Source organism: Pantoea sp. X-Soil-YNGN-844, assembly GCF_059730595.1.
Genome location: NZ_AP036007.1, coordinates 2,359,394 through 2,376,514, shown reverse-complemented (window position 1 = coordinate 2,376,514; position 17,121 = coordinate 2,359,394). Strand labels below are relative to the sequence as shown.

At 56.8% G+C, this 17,121-nt stretch carries 17 protein-coding genes; 11 read left to right on the top strand and 6 right to left on the bottom strand.

The window, feature by feature from the left end; genetic code table 11:
- The first annotated feature begins 44 nt into the window (after window positions 1–44).
- The 7 genes from cheR (at window position 45) to flhE (ending at window position 6,870) form a co-directional block, all read left to right on the top strand.
- Window positions 45–917 carry a protein-glutamate O-methyltransferase CheR gene (gene cheR, locus AC6I8C_RS11165; protein WP_013358226.1) on the top strand — a complete coding sequence of 291 codons (873 nt, stop codon included), beginning with the start codon at window positions 45–47 and terminating at the stop codon, window positions 915–917.
- Complete coding sequence (locus tag AC6I8C_RS11160) at window positions 917–1,966, top strand: protein-glutamate methylesterase/protein-glutamine glutaminase (protein ID WP_013358225.1); 1,050 nt, start codon at window positions 917–919, stop codon at window positions 1,964–1,966. Before cheR ends, AC6I8C_RS11160 begins: the two co-directional genes overlap by 1 nt.
- A gap of 39 nt (window positions 1,967–2,005) precedes the next feature.
- Window positions 2,006–2,395, top strand: a complete 390-nt coding sequence (cheY, locus tag AC6I8C_RS11155; RefSeq protein WP_010258559.1) for a chemotaxis response regulator CheY — start codon at window positions 2,006–2,008, stop codon at window positions 2,393–2,395.
- Window positions 2,396–2,404: 9 nt separating this feature from the next.
- Complete coding sequence (cheZ, locus tag AC6I8C_RS11150; protein ID WP_013358224.1) at window positions 2,405–3,046, top strand: protein phosphatase CheZ; 642 nt, start codon at window positions 2,405–2,407, stop codon at window positions 3,044–3,046.
- A 188-nt stretch (window positions 3,047–3,234) separates the two neighbouring features.
- The gene (flhB, locus tag AC6I8C_RS11145; protein ID WP_013358223.1) at window positions 3,235–4,386 is read left to right on the top strand and encodes a flagellar biosynthesis protein FlhB; all 1,152 of its coding nucleotides are present in this window, start codon (window positions 3,235–3,237) and stop codon (window positions 4,384–4,386) included.
- Complete coding sequence (gene flhA, locus AC6I8C_RS11140) at window positions 4,379–6,478, top strand: flagellar biosynthesis protein FlhA (RefSeq protein WP_033732947.1); 2,100 nt, start codon at window positions 4,379–4,381, stop codon at window positions 6,476–6,478. The genes flhB and flhA overlap by 8 nt, the downstream gene beginning before the upstream one ends.
- The gene (gene flhE / locus AC6I8C_RS11135) at window positions 6,478–6,870 is read left to right on the top strand and encodes a flagellar protein FlhE (RefSeq protein ID WP_095707025.1); all 393 of its coding nucleotides are present in this window, start codon (window positions 6,478–6,480) and stop codon (window positions 6,868–6,870) included. Before flhA ends, flhE begins: the two co-directional genes overlap by 1 nt.
- An 89-nt stretch (window positions 6,871–6,959) precedes the next feature.
- Here flhE and AC6I8C_RS11130 read toward each other — a convergent pair whose 3' ends face one another.
- From AC6I8C_RS11130 to AC6I8C_RS11115, 4 genes are all read right to left on the bottom strand, one after another.
- Complete coding sequence (locus AC6I8C_RS11130; protein WP_497822498.1) at window positions 6,960–7,958, bottom strand: aldo/keto reductase; 999 nt, start codon at window positions 7,956–7,958, stop codon at window positions 6,960–6,962.
- Window positions 7,959–8,082: 124 nt separating this feature from the next.
- Window positions 8,083–9,030, bottom strand: a complete 948-nt coding sequence (locus tag AC6I8C_RS11125) for a LysR family transcriptional regulator (protein ID WP_497822497.1) — start codon at window positions 9,028–9,030, stop codon at window positions 8,083–8,085.
- Between the two features lie 90 nt (window positions 9,031–9,120).
- Window positions 9,121–10,851, bottom strand: coding sequence for an arginine--tRNA ligase (gene argS / locus AC6I8C_RS11120; protein WP_497822496.1), 1,731 nt, complete (start codon window positions 10,849–10,851; stop codon window positions 9,121–9,123).
- 210 nt (window positions 10,852–11,061) lie between these two features.
- Window positions 11,062–11,184: a hypothetical protein gene (locus AC6I8C_RS11115; protein WP_009089698.1), complete on the bottom strand. Its 123-nt coding sequence runs from the start codon at window positions 11,182–11,184 to the stop codon at window positions 11,062–11,064.
- 305 nt (window positions 11,185–11,489) lie between these two features.
- On the opposite strand from AC6I8C_RS11115, the gene AC6I8C_RS11110 reads away from it, so the two are divergent.
- Window positions 11,490–12,059: a VOC family protein gene (locus AC6I8C_RS11110; RefSeq protein ID WP_497822495.1), complete on the top strand. Its 570-nt coding sequence runs from the start codon at window positions 11,490–11,492 to the stop codon at window positions 12,057–12,059.
- Here the strand turns inward: AC6I8C_RS11110 and AC6I8C_RS11105 are convergent.
- Entirely contained in the window at window positions 12,056–13,201 is a 1,146-nt protein-coding gene (locus AC6I8C_RS11105; protein ID WP_497822494.1) for a MalY/PatB family protein, read from the bottom strand. The genes AC6I8C_RS11110 and AC6I8C_RS11105 overlap by 4 nt on opposite strands.
- 85 nt (window positions 13,202–13,286) lie before the next feature.
- Between AC6I8C_RS11105 and cutC the strand changes: the two genes are divergently transcribed.
- Both cutC and AC6I8C_RS11095 read left to right on the top strand, forming a co-directional pair.
- Complete coding sequence (gene cutC, locus AC6I8C_RS11100; protein ID WP_497822493.1) at window positions 13,287–14,039, top strand: copper homeostasis protein CutC; 753 nt, start codon at window positions 13,287–13,289, stop codon at window positions 14,037–14,039.
- Window positions 14,040–14,374: 335 nt separating this feature from the next.
- Window positions 14,375–15,223, top strand: coding sequence for a hypothetical protein (locus tag AC6I8C_RS11095; protein ID WP_135908438.1), 849 nt, complete (start codon window positions 14,375–14,377; stop codon window positions 15,221–15,223).
- Between the two features lie 30 nt (window positions 15,224–15,253).
- Here AC6I8C_RS11095 and AC6I8C_RS11090 read toward each other — a convergent pair whose 3' ends face one another.
- Window positions 15,254–16,351 carry a glycerol dehydrogenase gene (locus AC6I8C_RS11090; RefSeq protein ID WP_497822492.1) on the bottom strand — a complete coding sequence of 366 codons (1,098 nt, stop codon included), beginning with the start codon at window positions 16,349–16,351 and terminating at the stop codon, window positions 15,254–15,256.
- A 146-nt stretch (window positions 16,352–16,497) separates the two neighbouring features.
- On the opposite strand from AC6I8C_RS11090, the gene AC6I8C_RS11085 reads away from it, so the two are divergent.
- Window positions 16,498–17,121, top strand: coding sequence for a LysE family translocator (locus tag AC6I8C_RS11085; RefSeq protein WP_497822491.1), 624 nt, complete (start codon window positions 16,498–16,500; stop codon window positions 17,119–17,121).

Here is a 17,121-nt window from a genome sequence, read left to right as displayed (position 1 = left end):
TCGCAGCAGACAGTTAATGTATTCAGTTCGGGCCAGGTGCAGAGATGAAAAAATCGACGATTTTAGATCAAAATGAGACGACAACGCTGCTGTCGCAGATGGTGCAGCGTTTACCGCTCTCCGATACGCATTTTCGCCGTATCAGCCAGCTGATCTATCAGCGTGCCGGTATCGTACTGGCCGATCACAAGCGTGAGATGGTTTATAACCGTCTGGTTCGTCGCCTGCGCACGCTGAATATCGATGATTTCGGTCGTTACCTGGCGCTGCTGGAGTCCGATCCGAACAGTGCCGAATGGCAGGCGTTTATCAACGCCCTGACCACCAACCTGACCGCGTTCTTCCGCGAAGCGCATCACTTCCCGATTCTGGCGGAGCATGCACGTAAGCGCCAGGGCAACTTCAGCGTCTGGAGTACCGCGGCGTCAACCGGTGAAGAGCCTTATTCCATCGCCATGACGCTGGCCGAAACGCTGGGTACCGGGCCAGGTAAATTCCAGGTCCATGCCAGCGATATCGACACGCAGGTGCTGGAAAAAGCGGTGTCAGGCGTTTATCGCCAGGAGGAGCTGCGCACGCTGTCACCGGCGCAAATGCAGCGTTTCTTCCTGCGCGGCACCGGTCCACACGCCGGAATGGTGCGGGCGCGTCCCGAGCTGACCAACCTCGTCACCTATGCGCAGCTTAACCTGCTGGCCAACGACTGGGCGCTGCCGGGTCAGTTCGACGCTATTTTCTGTCGCAATGTGATGATCTATTTCGATAAAGAGACGCAGGAGAAGATTCTGCGTCGGTTTGTCCCGCTGCTGAAGCCGGGCGGTATCCTGTTCGCCGGGCACTCAGAAAACTTCAGTCAGATCAGTAAAGAGTTCTGGCTGCGCGGACAAACCGTCTATGGACTGACGAAGGAAAGATGATGAGCAAAATCACCGTGATGTGCGTAGATGACTCTGCGCTGATGCGGCAGTTGATGACCGAGATCATCAACAGCCATCCGGATATGGAGATGGTCGCTACGGCGCCCGATCCGCTGGTCGCCCGCGATTTGATCAAGCAGTTCAATCCGCAGGTGCTGACGCTGGATGTGGAAATGCCGCGCATGGATGGCCTCGATTTCCTGGAAAAACTGATGCGGTTACGGCCAATGCCGGTGGTGATGGTTTCATCGCTGACCGGGAAAGGCTCCGAAATCACTCTGCGGGCGCTGGAACTGGGGGCGGTGGATTTCGTCACCAAACCCCAGCTCGGCATCCGCGAAGGCATGCTGGCCTACAGCCAGATGATTGGCGACAAAATCCGCGCGGCGGCCCGGGCCCGACTGCACAACCGTGCCGCGATGCCGGTGCCGGCGACACTGAAAGCGGGGCCACTGCTGAGTAGTGAGAAGCTGATTGCGATTGGCTCCTCTACCGGCGGCACCGAGGCGATTCGCCACGTGCTGCAGCCGTTACCGGCGACCAGCCCGGCGTTGCTGATTACCCAGCATATGCCGCCAGGTTTTACCCGCTCTTTTGCCGAGCGTCTGAACAAGCTGTGTCAGATCACGGTGAAAGAGGCCGAAGACGGTGAGCGTATCCTGCCAGGGCACGCTTATATCGCGCCAGGCGCGATGCACATGGAGCTGGCCCGAAGCGGTGCCAACTATGTGGTGAAACTGAATGAAGGACCCCCGGTTAACCGGCATAAACCTTCTGTGGATGTGCTGTTTAAATCGGTGGCGATTAACGCCGGACGAAATGCGGTGGGGGTCATCCTCACCGGCATGGGCAACGACGGTGCCGCCGGGATGCTGGAAATGCATCGGGCAGGTGCCTGGACTATCGCCCAGAACGAAGCCAGCTGTGTGGTATTTGGCATGCCGCGTGAGGCTATTGCCACAGGTGGCGTGAGCGAAGTCGTGGATTTAAGCAACATCAGCCAGCATATGCTGGCGAAAATTAGCGCCGGACAGGCATTGCGTATTTAACAGGCCCGTCCCGCCGGGCGAGACAACTCAGGAGTAGATATGGCTGATAAAAACATGCGCTTTTTGGTAGTAGACGACTTCAATACGATGCGTCGTATTGTGCGTAACCTGCTGAAAGAGCTGGGCTTCAATAACGTAGAAGAAGCGGAAGATGGTGTGGATGCCCTCGGCAAACTGAAAGCGGGCGGTTTCGACTTCGTCATTTCCGACTGGAACATGCCAAACATGGATGGCCTGCAGCTGCTGCAGACTATTCGTGCCGACGCGGCGATGAGTTCGCTGCCGGTGCTGATGGTGACCGCGGAAGCCAAGAAAGAGAACATTATCGCCGCCGCCCAGGCGGGAGCCAGCGGATATGTCGTGAAGCCATTCACTGCGGCAACCCTGGAAGAGAAGCTGGGCAAAATTTTCGAAAAACTGGGCATGTAAGGGGATGTGATGAGCGACTTTCCGAAACCAACTGAGGATGCCGCGGCACACGACATCATTTCACGTATTGGCTCACTGACGCGCATGCTGCGCGACAGTCTGCGCGAGCTGGGGCTGGATAAAGCCATTGCCGATGCAGCTGAAGCCATTCCTGATGCCCGCGATCGTCTTGATTATGTGGTGCAGATGACGGCGCAGGCCGCCGACCGTGCGCTGAACTGTGTTGAAGCAGCACAACCCCATCAGGATAAGATGGAAGCCGGGGCAACCCAGCTGAAAGGGCGTTGGGATGCGTGGTTTGAGAACCCGATTGAACTGGGTGATGCGCGGGAGTTGGTGACGGATACGCGCGAATTCCTCACCGCCGTGCCTGAGCACACCGCCTTTACCAACAAGCAGCTGCTTGAAATCATGATGGCGCAGGATTTCCAGGATCTGACCGGTCAGGTGATCAAGCGCATGATGGATGTGATCCAGGAAATTGAGCGCCAGCTGTTGATGGTGCTGCTGGAGAACATGCCAGAAGTCAGCGCTGAGAAGCGTCAGGAAGGCACCAGCCTGCTGAATGGACCGCAGATCCACGCCGATGCACCGGGCGTGGTGGCGAACCAGGATCAGGTTGATGACCTGCTGGACAGCTTAGGGTTCTAAGCTTCGTCCGCCTGCGGGCGGACAAAACGGCTCCCGGCGTCAAAAAACAGGGTCACCTTCGGGTGGCCCCGTTCCGCATTGTCAGACCCATCCCCGAAAGAACGCCTGTTTTCCCCATCTTATCTCCGCTTTAACTTAAGCCAGATTTGGCATCCTATGCTCAGAATTCCTGCCAACCGAGGTTTGTCGTGGCTGAAGATAGCGACGAAGACAAAACAGAATCGCCCACGGCCCACCGACTTGAGAAAGCGCGTGAAGAGGGCCAGATTCCGCGTTCGCGCGAACTGACGTCACTGCTGATGCTGCTGGCCGGCATCATGATCCTGTGGATGGGCGGCAATATGATGGCGCACCGGCTGGCGGCGATGGTGGCCACCGGGCTCCGTTTTGACCACGGCATGGTCAGGGATGACAAAATTATCGTCAGCCACATCGGCAGCCTGATCACCCAGGCACTGATGGCGCTGCTGCCGCTGATGGGCGGTCTGGTGCTGGTGGCGATTGCCGCGCCCATGCTGCTGGGCGGACTTGTTTTCAGCGGTAAATCGATCAAGTTCGACCTGAAGAAGATGAGCCCGATGGCGGGGTTCAAGCGGATGTTCGCCGCGCAGGCCTGGACCGAACTGTTTAAAGGCATTCTTAAAACCATTCTGGTCGGCGCAGTGGGCTGGTGGTACATCTGGAGCCACTGGCCGGAGATGCTGCGGCTGATTAGTGAGGCGCCCGTCACCGCGCTGATTCACGGCATGGAGATGATCGCGGTCTGCTGTTCACTGGTGATGCTTGGGCTGATCCCGATGGTGGGATATGACGTCTTCTGGCAGCTTTACAGCCACTTCAAAAAGCTGAAGATGTCGATGCAGGAGATCCGCGACGAGCATAAGCAGCAGGAAGGTGACCCGCACGTTAAAGGGCGTATCCGGCAGCAGATGCGCGCCGCTGCGCGACGCAGAATGATGGCCGATGTGCCAAAAGCCGATGTCATCGTCACCAACCCGACGCACTACTCGGTGGCATTGCAGTACAACGAGAAGAAGATGAGCGCACCGAAGGTTGTGGCCAAAGGCGCGGGCGAGATCGCCCTGAGAATTCGTGAACTGGCTGCCGAACACCGCATCCCGGTTCTGGAAGCACCGCCGCTGGCGCGTGCGCTATACCGGCATACCGAAATTGGTCAGCACATCCCCGGCGCGCTCTATGCTGCCGTCGCCGAGGTGCTGGCGTGGGTCTGGCAGTCGCGTCGCTGGAAGCGCGAAGGCGGCCTGATCCCAACAAAACCAAAAAACCTGCCGGTTCCGGCAGAGATGGACTTTGCAGGAGAGAGCAAAAACGATGGCTAATAACCTGGCCGCAAAACTACGTTTACCGGGCAACTTTAAAGATATGCAGTGGCAGGTGCTGGCTGGTCCGGTGCTGATCCTGATGATCCTGTCGATGATGGTTCTGCCATTACCGCCGTTCATCCTTGATCTGCTGTTCACCTTTAACATTGCGCTGTCGATCATGATCCTGCTGGTGTCGATGTTCACCCAGCGGACCCTGGAGTTTGCGGCGTTCCCGACCATTCTGCTGTTCTCTACGTTGCTGCGTCTGGCACTGAACGTGGCTTCAACCCGTATCATCCTGATGGAGGGGCACACCGGTGCCGCCGCGGCAGGACAGGTCGTTGAAGCCTTCGGTCACTTCCTGGTGGGCGGTAACTTCGCCATCGGTATCGTGGTGTTTATCATCCTGGTCATCATCAACTTCATGGTTATCACCAAGGGTGCAGGTCGTATCGCCGAAGTAGGCGCGCGCTTTGTACTGGACGGGATGCCCGGCAAGCAGATGGCGATCGATGCCGATCTCAACGCCGGTCTGATCGGTGAAGATGAAGCTAAACGCCGCCGTGCTGAAGTGACCCAGGAAGCGGACTTCTACGGTTCGATGGACGGTGCCAGTAAGTTCGTTCGTGGTGATGCCGTCGCCGGTATCATGATCATGGTGATCAACGTCATTGGCGGCCTGCTGGTGGGTGTGGTGCAGCACGGTATGGATGTGGGGCACGCCGCAGAGACCTATACGCTGCTGACCATCGGTGATGGTCTGGTTGCCCAGATCCCGGCGCTGGTTATCTCTACTGCAGCCGGTGTTATCGTGACGCGCGTCGCCACCGATCAGGATGTCGGCGAGCAGATGGTTACCCAGCTGTTTAAGGATCCCCGCGTGCTGATGCTCAGCGCCGGGGTGATTGGCCTGCTGGGTCTGGTGCCTGGCATGCCTAACTTCGTCTTCCTGCTGTTCACCGCCGCCTTGCTGGGTCTGGCCTGGTGGCTGCGCGGACGCGAAACGCAGCCGAAGAAGAAAGTGGACGTTGCTGGCAGCATCAGCAACAAAGCGGCGGCGGACACGCCAGCCGCCACCGAAGCCTCCTGGACCGATGTACAGCTGGAAGATACGCTGGGCATGGAAGTGGGCTATCGCCTGATTCCGATGGTCGATCATCAGCAAAACGGTGAGCTGCTGGGCCGTATCCGCAGTATCCGTAAGAAAGTTGCGCAGGATGTCGGTTTCCTGCCGCCGGTGGTGCATATCCGTGACAACATGGAGTTGCCACCTGCGCGCTATCGCATCCTGATGAAAGGGGTGGAGATTGGCAGTGGTGATGCCTATCCTGGCCGCTGGATGGCGATTAACCCGGGCACGGCTGCCGGCAGTCTGCCGGGTGAAGCGACTGTCGATCCGGCCTTTGGCCTGGCGGCGGTCTGGATCGACAGCGCGCTGAAAGAGCAGGCGCAGATTCAGGGCTTTACCGTGGTAGAAGCCAGTACCGTGGTGGCAACGCACCTCAACCATCTGATTGGCCAGTTTGCCAGCGAGCTGTTTGGCCGTCAGGAAGCGCAGCAGCTGCTGGATCGCGTGACGCAGGAGATGCCGAAGCTGACCGAAGATCTGGTGCCGGGGGTGATCTCACTGACCACGCTGCATAAGGTACTGCAGAACCTGCTGGTGGAGCGGGTCTCGATTCGCGATATGCGCACCATTATTGAAACGCTGGCGGAGCATGCGCCGGTACAGAGCGATCCGCAGGAGCTGACCAGCGTGGTGCGTGTGGCGCTGGGCCGTGCGATTACGCAGCAGTGGTTCCCTGGCAATGATGAGGTGCAGGTTATCGGCCTGGATTCTACGCTTGAGCGTCTGCTGTTACAGGCACTGCAGGGCGGCGGTGGCCTTGAGCCGGGACTGGCCGATCGGCTGTTAAGTCAGGCACAGGCGGCATTGCAGCGTCAGGAGATGCTGGGCGCACCGCCGGTGCTGCTGGTCAATCATCCGCTGCGTGCGCTGCTGGCGCGATTCCTGCGCCGCAATCTGCCTCAGCTGGTGGTCCTCTCGAATCTGGAGCTGAGCGACAATCGCCAGATCCGTATGACTGCTACCATCGGAGGCAAATAATGCGCGGGCTGCTGATGGTGCTTTTCATGCTGCCGACGCTGGCTCAGGCAGCCGGTGGTGCCTGGAGCGCCACGGCCAACGGCCCGCTGCTGGCGAATCGCGGCAGCTGGCAACGGGCGCAGCCGCTGACGCCACCCGCCGATGTCGGCGGGGAGGTCAGCATCATTAACTGGCGTTATGAGTTGAGCAGACCTGCGCCGTCGGGCCTGGAAGTGCGGCTGTGCGGCGAGCAGCGCTGCACCACGCTTGAGGGTGCCAGCGGCACTACGCGCGGGCTGGCACATCTCAACGCCGGCGAAACCTTGCATATGGTGTTTGGTTTTGCCGGCAGCGGGGCGCTGCCACCAGGATTACGGGTGGTAAGCAGCGAAGTGATGGTCAATTACCAGTAAGCGTCTTGCTGCTGAATTGAGTGAAGGGGAGCCAGAATTCTGTTTCTGGCTCCTTTCCGCAGCACAGTGCGCAAGTGCGTAATATGTATTCAGGCGTTAACGCCCTTCATTCCCTCCTCAGAGTAGCGGCCGCCTTTGACCTCAATCTGCTGATGAATCGTATTCAGCAACCGCACGTCGTCCTCTTCCAGCCTGATATCCGCGGCCTGCGCATTTTCAGTGAGATATGCGATCTGTTTAGTACCCGGTATCGGCACAATTTTTTCATACTGTGCCAGCAACCACGCCAGCGCAATCTGCCCGGTGGTGGCGTGATATTTCTCCGCCAGCGGCGTTACCGCGTTAAGAAGTTGCAGATTGTGGTCGATATTTTCCTGCTGGAAACGGTCATTGTTTTTGCGGAAATCGTTTTCGGCAAAATCGCTGTTGTTACGGTATTTACCGGTCAGAAAACCTCTGCCCAGCGGTGAGTAGGGCACCAGACCGATGCCTAGCTTTTTCACCATCGGCAGAATCTCCGCTTCACTGTCACGCGTCCAGAGTGAATATTCTGTCTGCAGCGCGGCCAGCGGATGGATCGCGTGCGCCCGGCTCAGCGTTGCAGCAGAGGCTTCACACAGCCCAATCCGGGCGATTTTCCCCTCCTGCACCAGACGGCTGAGACACTGCATGCTCTCCTCAATCGGTGTCGCCGGACTGATGCGATGCAGATAAAAGAGATCGATACGCTCAACGCCCAGCCGTTCCAGGGAGGCATGGCAGCTGCGGGTGACGTAGTCGGGCTGATTATTGATGGTGCGGGCATAGGCCTCGTCCGCCGGACGCTCAATGCCACATTTGGTGGCGACGGTGAATTTCAGCCGTTCGGCCTTGCTCAGCCCGGCAAGAAACTTGCCTATCAACCGCTCGTTGTGGCCGCGCCCGTAAAGGTCGGCGGTATCGATAAAGGTGATATCCAGGTCGCGCAACTGGCTGAGCAGTTGCAGGGAGTGACGGTCATCGGTCTGACCATAAAATTCGCTGAGCCCCATCGCGCCATAACCGATAGCGCTGACCTCCAGACCCTGAGTTAACGTTCGCTTTTTCATTGTCTCTCCTCGTAAGTGAGAGATGATTGTTTCACCGCACGCCAAAGCACGGAATTGCTCCTTTCGTCATGCAGAAAAGGTATCAGCGAGTTTCAGGCAATATGGGTACGGATAGCACAGCGACTTAGCCGCGCGGATGGACGGGGGTTTCGGGTTCAGCAGGCTGCGAGAGTGCGATCAGCGCATTCACTACTGCTGCATGGGTTTCATCGGCGCGAATCGCCGCATAAACGTCAATTGCCAGCTGTTTAGCTGCATCGTCAGTCAGTGGCCGGTAACAGAGACCTGTCTGATTGAAGGTGCATTTTGACTGCGGCATCAGGGCGAACCCCTTGCCTCTGGCGATGTGCGCCAGCATCAGCAGAGAATCTTCAGGCTCTCGCACCCGTTTCAGCGCGATGCTGAGGGTGGCGAAGTAGCGCTCGCATTTATCATAAAACTGCGGATTGGCACTGCGCGCAAACCAGAAAAGTGGGAGGTCAGCCAGCGCCTCCAGCGCAACGTTTTCAGACAGGCTGGCGGGATGTGCTGACGGCATCGCAACCCACAGTGGCTCACGGTATACCCAGGCGTACCGGACGGCATCTTCCGCTTCCGGACCTTTTTCCCCGGTCAGGATCAAATCCAGGCTATTTTTCGCCAGGCTCTGCAGCAGCTGAGCCGAAGTGAGGCTGGGCATCTCCATCTCGTCGCTGGCATAAAAACCGGCGAGCTGCTTATTAAGCGGCGCGATGAGTTCGAAATTCAACGTGCGGGTCAGCCCGATCCGCAGCTGTGCTGCGACAGGCTGCGCATCCTCTTTCAGCGCATTCAGTGCCATAAGGATCGCTTCCGCTTTCGTGACCAGCGCCCGGCCAGACTCTGTCAGGGTGACCTCATGCGTCGTACGGCTGAACAGCGGCTGGCCCAGCAGATCTTCCAGACTCTGAATCTGACGGGTGAGCGGAGGCTGCGTCATGCTAAGGCGTTCTGCGGCCCGGCGAAAATTAAGCTCGTGCGCGACCGCCAGAAAGCACTGTAACTGTTTAATGGTGGGAAGGTGGCTGCTGATGAGATGCGCGGCTAAAGACATGGCGCCATCCTGCTGCTGAAAGAGTGAGGGAGTGTAGGGGACGTTTATGAAGTCAGCAACGGAGAGGGATTTCCCTCTCCGTTCCGGCGATTACATGCGCTCGACGGTGTCGATACCGAGCGTATCCAGACCCTGCTTCAGCGTCTTCGCGGTCAGCGCGGCCAGCTGCAGTCGGCTCAGACGCGTCGCGTCTGATTCTGCGCTGAGAATCGGGCAGTGCTCGTAGAAGCCAGAGAACAGGCCTGCCAGATCGTAGAGATAAGCACACATCACGTGTGGCGTACCGTCGCGCGCCACCTGCGTGATAACCTCTTCGAACTGCAGCAGACGGGTTGCCAGCTGTGCTTCGCGCTCTTCGCTAATCACGATCTCTGCATCCAGCGAATCGGCATCAATGCCTGCCTTGCGGAATACGGAGAGCACGCGGGTGTAGGCGTACTGCATGTAAGGCGCAGTGTTACCTTCAAACGCCAGCATGTTGTCCCAGTCGAAGATGTAGTCGGTGGTGCGGCTTTTTGACAGGTCAGCGTATTTTACCGCGCTGATGCCCATCACTTCCGCCAGCGCTTTGACTTCCGCTTCGCTCATTTCCGGATTCTTCTCACGCACCAGCGTGTAGGCACGCTGCCATGCTTCGTCCAGCAGATCGGAGAGCTTGATAGTGCCGCCGCTGCGGGTTTTAAACGGACGGCCATCTTTGCCCAGCATCATGCCAAACGCATGGTGCTCCAGTGGCACAGACTCCGGCACATAACCCGCTTTACGCACGATGGTCCAGGCCTGAACCAGATGCTGATGCTGACGTGAGTCGATGTAATAGAGCACACGATCGGCTTTCAGCGTTTCGTAACGGTATTTCGCACAGGCGATGTCAGTCGTGGTGTAGAGGTAGCCGCCATCCTTTTTCTGAATGATGACGCCCATCGGCTCACCTTCTTTGTTCTGGAATTCTTCCAGGAACACCACGGTTGCGCCTTCGCTTTCAACAGCCAGACCTTTCTGTTTCAGATCGGCAACAATGCCAGGCAGCATATCGTTATAAAGGCTTTCACCCATTACGTCGTTGCGCGTCAGCGTCACGTTCATGCGGTCGTAGATTTTCTGGTTTTGACTCATGGTGATGTCGACCAGCTTCTTCCACATCTGGCGGCAGTACGCATCGCCACCCTGTAATTTCACTACGTAACCGCGCGCACGCTCGGCAAACTCAGGATCTTCATCGTAGGTGCGCTTGGCTTCACGGTAGAAGCCTTCGAGATCGGCCAGTGCCATCTCAGCGTGGTTTTCATTCTGCTGTTTTTCCAGGAACGCAATCAGCATGCCGAACTGCGTACCCCAGTCGCCAACGTGGTTCGCCCGGATCACCTTGTGGCCCAGAAACTCCAGCGTGCGCACCGCCGCATCACCAATGATGGTGGAGCGGATGTGACCCACGTGCATCTCTTTCGCAACGTTGGGCGCAGAGTAGTCGACCACAATGGTCTGGGGTTCGGCCAGTTGCACACCAAGACGCGGCAGACTCAGCGCTTCGCGGGCATGCTTTGCCAGCCAGTTGTGGTCGAGGAAGATATTGATGAAGCCCGGTCCGGCAATTTCAACTTTGCTGGCGATGCCGGTCAGGTCGAGGTGCTGAATCACCGCTTCCGCTAATTGTCGCGGTGCCTGTCCCAGCTTTTTCGCCACGGCCATAATGCCGTTGGCCTGATAGTCTCCAAACTGAACCCGGGCAGACTGGCGAACCTGCGGTTCGCAATCGGTGGGTGCGCCGGCTAAAACCATTGCCTGACTGACTTTTGCGGAAAGAAGTGCCTGAATATTCACCGAGTTACCTTCATGTGCTGAACAACGCCCGCACCAAAAAGCCGGGCTGTCATCATCTTGCCTGTGCGCATCGCGTAACGAATTGGCAGAAACGGATGGGGCAGACAAAACGGAAAAAAATGAGGGGAAAAGTATACGTGAAATGTGGGTGGGCGTCAGCAGTTGGATGAAGCGGGGAAACAGAGCGGAAGAAGATGTTTCCCGGAGGCGTTAACGACGTCGCAGATGACGGCGCGGGTTCTTTACGCTTTTATCTTCACGCACCTTCCAATGGCGGGAAATTGCAAACCCCATCAGTGCGATCAGGACAGCGACAACGATGAGCATAGACATAGAGCCATTCCTTTTGGTTGTGTTAGGTCAAATTTATAGGAAGGCGGGGGAGGCTGCAATTGTTTGCGCTTCAAATAAGAGTTATCTTATTGTATTAAAGAAGTTGATTTAAATCAATATATTAGACTACTTTCATCAAGGAACTCATGGTCCTAAACAGGAGATAAATCCGAAATGAAAGATGTTATTATACGGTTTTGCGTTAAATTCCGGTCCAAATAAGATGAATCTTACCATTTTGTGACGCCGGACACGCGGCGCACAATAAACCAGACTGATTATAAATGCTAAACAAATAGAGAGGAATGCCGGTGGCTGAGCGATCTTTTCCGTCAGAATTGGATGATTTAAAGACAGATTTGGGACGTTTTGAAGAATCGTTGCAAATTTTTGCGCAGAAACTGGGTTTGCGCCTTAACGATCTGGATGTGGACCATATTGCGGTGCGTTGTCATCAGGACACGACGGCGATGCGCTGGCAGCAAGGCCTGCAGCAGATTGGTACTGAGTTTTCCGCAGCGATGATCAACGGACGACAGATTTGCCTGTTTAAACTACATGATCCGTTGCTGGTGGCGGGCAGGCAGGTTGATGTGGTTGAGCTGCCATGGCCGGGTGAAAAGCGTTACCGCCATGAAGGCTGGGAGCATATTGAGGTGGTGTTGCGCGGCGATCATCAGACGCTGGGCATGCGCGCGATGGCATTGCTCTCCGATGACGCGCTGACGCAGCCGGGTATTTCATTTAAAACCAGCTCACCAAAGGGCGAGAATGAGCGTCTGCCCAATCCGACCCTGGCGGTAACGGACGGGCAGACGACAATCAAGTTTCATCCATGGCGACTGGAGGAGATTGTCGCCAGCGAGCAGAACTAGATACGGGCGGCTACTGCGCGCTTCAGGCGCGCAACGGCCTCATCCAGCAGCGCACGAGTGCAGCCGAAATTGAGCCGGACAAACTGGTCATTGCCAAACTCACGACCGGCCGATAAACCCAGTCCGTGCTTCTCAAAATAGAGTGCAGGGCTGGCCACGCCCAGCGCACTGGCGTCGATCCAGGCCAGGTAGGTCGCTTCCGGCACGGCGACGGACAGGCCGGTCATTTTATTGACCTGTGACACCAGCCAGTCACGGTTACTGCGCAGGTAGGTATTCTGCGCCTGGAGCCAGGGTTCACCTTCGCGCCATGCCGCTGCTGCCGCAGTGAGCGCCAGAATATCCACATCCGGCACAATCCCGCGTCGCATCCGGTTAAAGCGCGAACGCAGTTCGGCATTAGGAATAATGGCGATGGACGCACCCAGACCGGCAATATTAAAGCTCTTGGAGGGTGACATCAGCGTGACACTGCGCTTGGCGGCATCTTCACTCAGCGACGCAAACGGAATGTGTTCAGCGCCCGGTTCCAGCAGCAGATCGCTGTGGATCTCGTCGGAACAGACGATCAGATCGTGCTTCTGCGCAAATTCCAGCTGTGCCTGCAGTTCGTCGCGGCGATAAACGGTGCCGCCCGGATTCTGCGGATTGCACAGCATTAACAGTCGCTCTTTGCCGGTGAGCTGATCTTCGGCCGCATCCATATCCACTACCCAGCGCCCCTGTTGCAGCGTCAGCGGCAGACTGAGCTGACCCCGTTCTGCCAGTTTTGCCGAACCGCGAAACGGCGGATAGATGGGCGTGGGAGCAATCGTCAGCTCGTCCGGTGCGGTAAACGCACGCACGGCGAGATTCAGTCCGCAAACCACGCCAGGCAAAACTACAATCCACTCCGGATTAACGTGCCACTGATAGCGTGAGGCGAGCCACGCTATCGCACTGTCAATAAACTCAACCGGCGTATCGCCATAACCAAAAATCCCATGCGCGGCGCGGGTCTTAATTGCCTCGATGACGCAGTCAGGCGATCGGAAATCCGTATCTGCCACCCACAACGGCAGAATGTCCTGGTCCGCATATTTGTTCCATTTAAGGCTATCGCTGTGACGACGGTCTATCCGTTGGTCGAAATTGAATGCCATAGTTAACTTTCCCGGTAAACTCATTCCAGCAGCCAGACTAACTGATGAATCTGCCTTGAACCAGAGTCATGTAAAGGAGAAGAGAATGACCACACTGGAAATTTGCTGCTATGGCGTGGATTGCGCCGTGACCGCACAACAGGCGGGCGCTGATCGGGTTGAACTTTGTGCCGCACCGCGTGAAGGCGGCCTGACGCCGTCGGCGGGGATGCTGAATGCCGCCCGGCGCGAGGTTTCGATTCCGGTTCATCCTATTGTCCGGCCACGGGGTGGCGATTTTTGCTATACCGCACGTGAATTCGAGGCGATGAAATCGGATGTGGCGTTAATCCGTGAACTCGGTTTTCCCGGTCTGGTGATTGGGATGCTGGATGAGGACGCCCATATTCATGAGGGGCAGATGCGACAGATTATGGCGCTGTGTGACGGTCTGGCGGTGACCTTCCATCGCGCTTTCGATCTCTGTCACAGCCCCAAGCGCGCACTGGAAGCGTTAACGGATTTGGGGGTGGCGCGCATTCTGACATCCGGTCAGCAGCAGAGCGCTGAAAACGGAATTGCATTACTTCGGGAACTAAATGAGACCAGTACCGGTCCTATCATTATTGCGGGTGCGGGCGTGCGTCTCAGCAACCTGCAAAAGTTTCTCGACATGGGGATTGATGAAGTCCACAGCTCGGCCAGCCGCCTGATGGCGTCACCGATGCGCTACCGCAAAGCGGGTGTCTCCATGTGTTCAGAAGCCGAAACCGACGAGTTCAGCCGTTACTGTGTAGACGGCGATGTGGTTGAGGCGATGAAAAGCGTGATGCAGATGAGCACCGTTCGGGTTGCCTGAACCACAACAGATTTTGCCGCGCAGCACGCCGATCATTGACGTGGTGTTTGCAAGTACCAAACCCCAGTATGCTTGCTGGGGTTCTTTTTGCGTAAAATATGTTCCGTTTGCCGTGACAGGGTTTCGTCCGGTTCAGTTAAAATGCCTGCTTTTTATTAATAATTAATGTCATCCAGGAATTTAAGGCCCGACGGCATCCTTAACATGCGCTTTATACGTTACGCTGGCGCTTTGTCGCATTCTCAATGTTTATAAGGCGATGCAAGCTTAAATCATCGCCGCTGTTTATCCCCGCAGCGTTTACACTGAAAGCAACGTCGCCTGGAATTTACCCTATGAAACGCAATCAGATTCTCACTTTAAGCCTGATACTGACCGTGCTGTGCAGCGGCAACGCTGCGGCCAGCGCATGCCGCGCTGACAACGCCGCAGTGGTCAACAGCAATACCCTGATTTTGCTTGGCGGCAATGCGAAAGGCGCAGTGAAGCAGGTGATTGCAGGTGAATTTGGCAAAGATGTGAATTCGCAAAAGCGGGTGCTGGGTCAGTTTGACGCCTGTGGCGATCTGACGGTGGCTGACGTCAGCTACGACAAAAGTGAACGTAATGTGATCCTCAGCATGGAGCAACATATCGCCAGGGTACAGGGCGGCTGGGTGGCGGAATATGCGTATCTGGTCAAAGTGCTGAAAGAGGGCAAAGAAGTCGTTGTTGATAACCGGCAGGGGACAATTAACTGGCAGAAAGGCCAGCATGGCAATATTACCAGCGCCTCCGACAGGTTTACCAGCATGGGTAAAACCGGCTTTACCGACACCACCTATCGTTACGATCGCCAGCTACGGCTTGAGAAGAGTGTGGCACGAGGCAGCGATCCGCTGACTAACGGCGAGTTCCATTACCACTGGAATCCAAAGGGTCTGGTGACGCGCACCACCTCCGCCCGGGGAACTGACGAATACACCTACGACCCCCAATGGCGTGAAGTGCGGCTCAACGGCACGGCGACCACACCGCTGAGCACCATCCGTTCGGTTGATGAGTGTCAGTCCTGGGATGAGGTCGGCAACTGTACTCTGAGCTATCTGCATGAAACCGAAATCTTCACGCGTGGCACCATTGAGCGCCATCTCAGTTCCGCCTACAAATATGAGTACTGGGACCAGCCTGCGGCAGAAGAGTAACAGGCGATCGGATGATCGCCTGTTGGCGGCTTATTTCACCGTCTGACTAAAGGCATCCAGCCCCAGCAGGGCGTTGGCAATATCTTCCGGTGACAGATGCGGATTAAGGTTTTTCAGCGTATCACCCTCACTGTTCGCCAGTGCCCCCACTTTCACCAGATTTTCCCAGCTTTCATTCTCCAGATGCATTTCACGCAGCGTGGTCGGCATGTTGATGCTGCGATAGAAACGGATATAGCGCGCAATTTCTTCATCCGGCCGCTGCTCCATCACCATCTGCGTCAGTGTGCCATAGGCGACTTTCTCGCCGTGGGTCAGATGGTGGATATCGCCATCAATGGCGGTAAAACCATTATGAATAGCGTGGGCGGCTGCCAGCCCGCCATTTTCAAAGCCCAGCCCCGAGAGCAGCGTATTCGCCTCAACCACGGCTTCCACTGCGGGCGTGACCCGTTTTTCGGTAACGGCGATATAGGCGCTGTATCCCCACTTAAGCAGTGTTTCTTCGCAGGCGCGGGCAATCGCCAGTCCGGCAAGGGTCGGATCGCCGCTGACCATGGATTTAGCATGGGACCGGGCCACTGCCTGCGCTTCAACCCAGGTGGCCAGGCCATCAGCAATGCCGGAGGCAAAGAGCCGTGCAGGCGCACTGGCGCAGACTGCGGTATCCACCAGCACCAGATCGGGATTTTTGCTGTAGAAGCGATAGCTCTCAAATACGCCGCTGTCAGAGTAGATCACTGACAGCGCGCTACAGGGGGCATCGGTGGAGGCAATGGTCGGCACAATCGCCACCGGCTGTTTAAGTTCGTCCGCCACCGCCTTAACGGTGTCCAGCGTTTTGCCGCCGCCCAGCCCGACAACCACGTTACAGCCCTGGCTCTTCGCCAGCGCACTGAGACGGGTGATCTCATTACTGGAGGCCTCGCCGTTAAACTGCTGCCAGCTGAATTTCACCCCGGCGGATTGCAATGTCTGTTGTGTGCGTTCGCCAATCAGCTTCCAGACAACGTCATCCGCCACCAGAAAAGCCTGATCGCCCAGTTCAGTCAGGTAGGTTCCCAGCTCATCCAGCACACCTGCGCCCTGCACATATTTACGGGGTGATGAAAAAATAAATTTACTCATAACCACATCTCCTTAATATGAATGGTTCGACCCGATCCAGCCTGGCACAATCCGCTCAGCGTGGCAGGTGATCCCGCACATGACTGTGCCATGGGCTGTTAAGATGGCTGAACACCCCTGGCCGGGGGAGATAACGGAGAATCATCATGAGCGCCACGCTCTTTTCATTTCTGTTTGCGATAACCATTCTGACACTCACACCTGGATTTGATACCGCGCTCGTGCTGCGAACCGCCATTGCGCAGGGCTGGCAGCGCGCCTGGGCGACAGCCCTTGGCGTGACGCTGGGTTGTCTGCTCTGGGGCATCGCAGTTGGGCTGGGGTTGGGCGCGCTGCTGATGGCCTCTGAGATCGCCTATAACCTGCTTAAGTGGATCGGTGCCGGCTGGCTGCTCTATCTGGGCATAAAGCTGCTGCTTAAACCGCGTCAGCAATCCGTAGAGACAGCTGAACAGCCTGCACAACAGCAGGGCTATCTGGCCTGCTTCAGTCGGGGATTAATGGGAAATCTGCTGAATCCGAAAATTGGCGTGTTTTACGTCACTTTTCTGCCGCAGTTTATCCCGGCGGGCGCGTCGGTTGCGCTCTGGTGCACGCTGATGGCACTGACACACATGCTGCTGGGGCTGATCTGGAATGCGGTACTGATTGGCGGCAGCCACTATTTCGCCGGACATTTGCGAAAACCGACGGTGCTGAAGGGGATGGATCGCCTGACCGGTTGCGTATTTATTGGATTTGCGGCGAAACTGGCGTTGTCTCGCCGCTAG

Coding starts and splice junctions, on each gene's coding strand:
- cheR (WP_013358226.1), top strand. CDS start 45: ATGAAAAAATCGACGATTTTAGATCAAAATGAGACGACAACGCTGCTG.
- AC6I8C_RS11160 (WP_013358225.1), top strand. CDS start 917: ATGAGCAAAATCACCGTGATGTGCGTAGATGACTCTGCGCTGATGCGG.
- cheY (WP_010258559.1), top strand. CDS start 2,006: ATGGCTGATAAAAACATGCGCTTTTTGGTAGTAGACGACTTCAATACG.
- cheZ (WP_013358224.1), top strand. CDS start 2,405: ATGAGCGACTTTCCGAAACCAACTGAGGATGCCGCGGCACACGACATC.
- flhA (WP_033732947.1), top strand. CDS start 4,379: ATGGCTAATAACCTGGCCGCAAAACTACGTTTACCGGGCAACTTTAAA.
- flhE (WP_095707025.1), top strand. CDS start 6,478: ATGCGCGGGCTGCTGATGGTGCTTTTCATGCTGCCGACGCTGGCTCAG.
- AC6I8C_RS11130 (WP_497822498.1), bottom strand. CDS start 7,958: ATGAAAAAGCGAACGTTAACTCAGGGTCTGGAGGTCAGCGCTATCGGT.
- AC6I8C_RS11125 (WP_497822497.1), bottom strand. CDS start 9,030: ATGTCTTTAGCCGCGCATCTCATCAGCAGCCACCTTCCCACCATTAAA.
- AC6I8C_RS11115 (WP_009089698.1), bottom strand. CDS start 11,184: ATGTCTATGCTCATCGTTGTCGCTGTCCTGATCGCACTGATGGGGTTT.
- AC6I8C_RS11110 (WP_497822495.1), top strand. CDS start 11,490: ATGCCGGTGGCTGAGCGATCTTTTCCGTCAGAATTGGATGATTTAAAG.
- AC6I8C_RS11105 (WP_497822494.1), bottom strand. CDS start 13,201: ATGGCATTCAATTTCGACCAACGGATAGACCGTCGTCACAGCGATAGC.
- cutC (WP_497822493.1), top strand. CDS start 13,287: ATGACCACACTGGAAATTTGCTGCTATGGCGTGGATTGCGCCGTGACC.
- AC6I8C_RS11095 (WP_135908438.1), top strand. CDS start 14,375: ATGAAACGCAATCAGATTCTCACTTTAAGCCTGATACTGACCGTGCTG.
- AC6I8C_RS11090 (WP_497822492.1), bottom strand. CDS start 16,351: ATGAGTAAATTTATTTTTTCATCACCCCGTAAATATGTGCAGGGCGCA.
- AC6I8C_RS11085 (WP_497822491.1), top strand. CDS start 16,498: ATGAGCGCCACGCTCTTTTCATTTCTGTTTGCGATAACCATTCTGACA.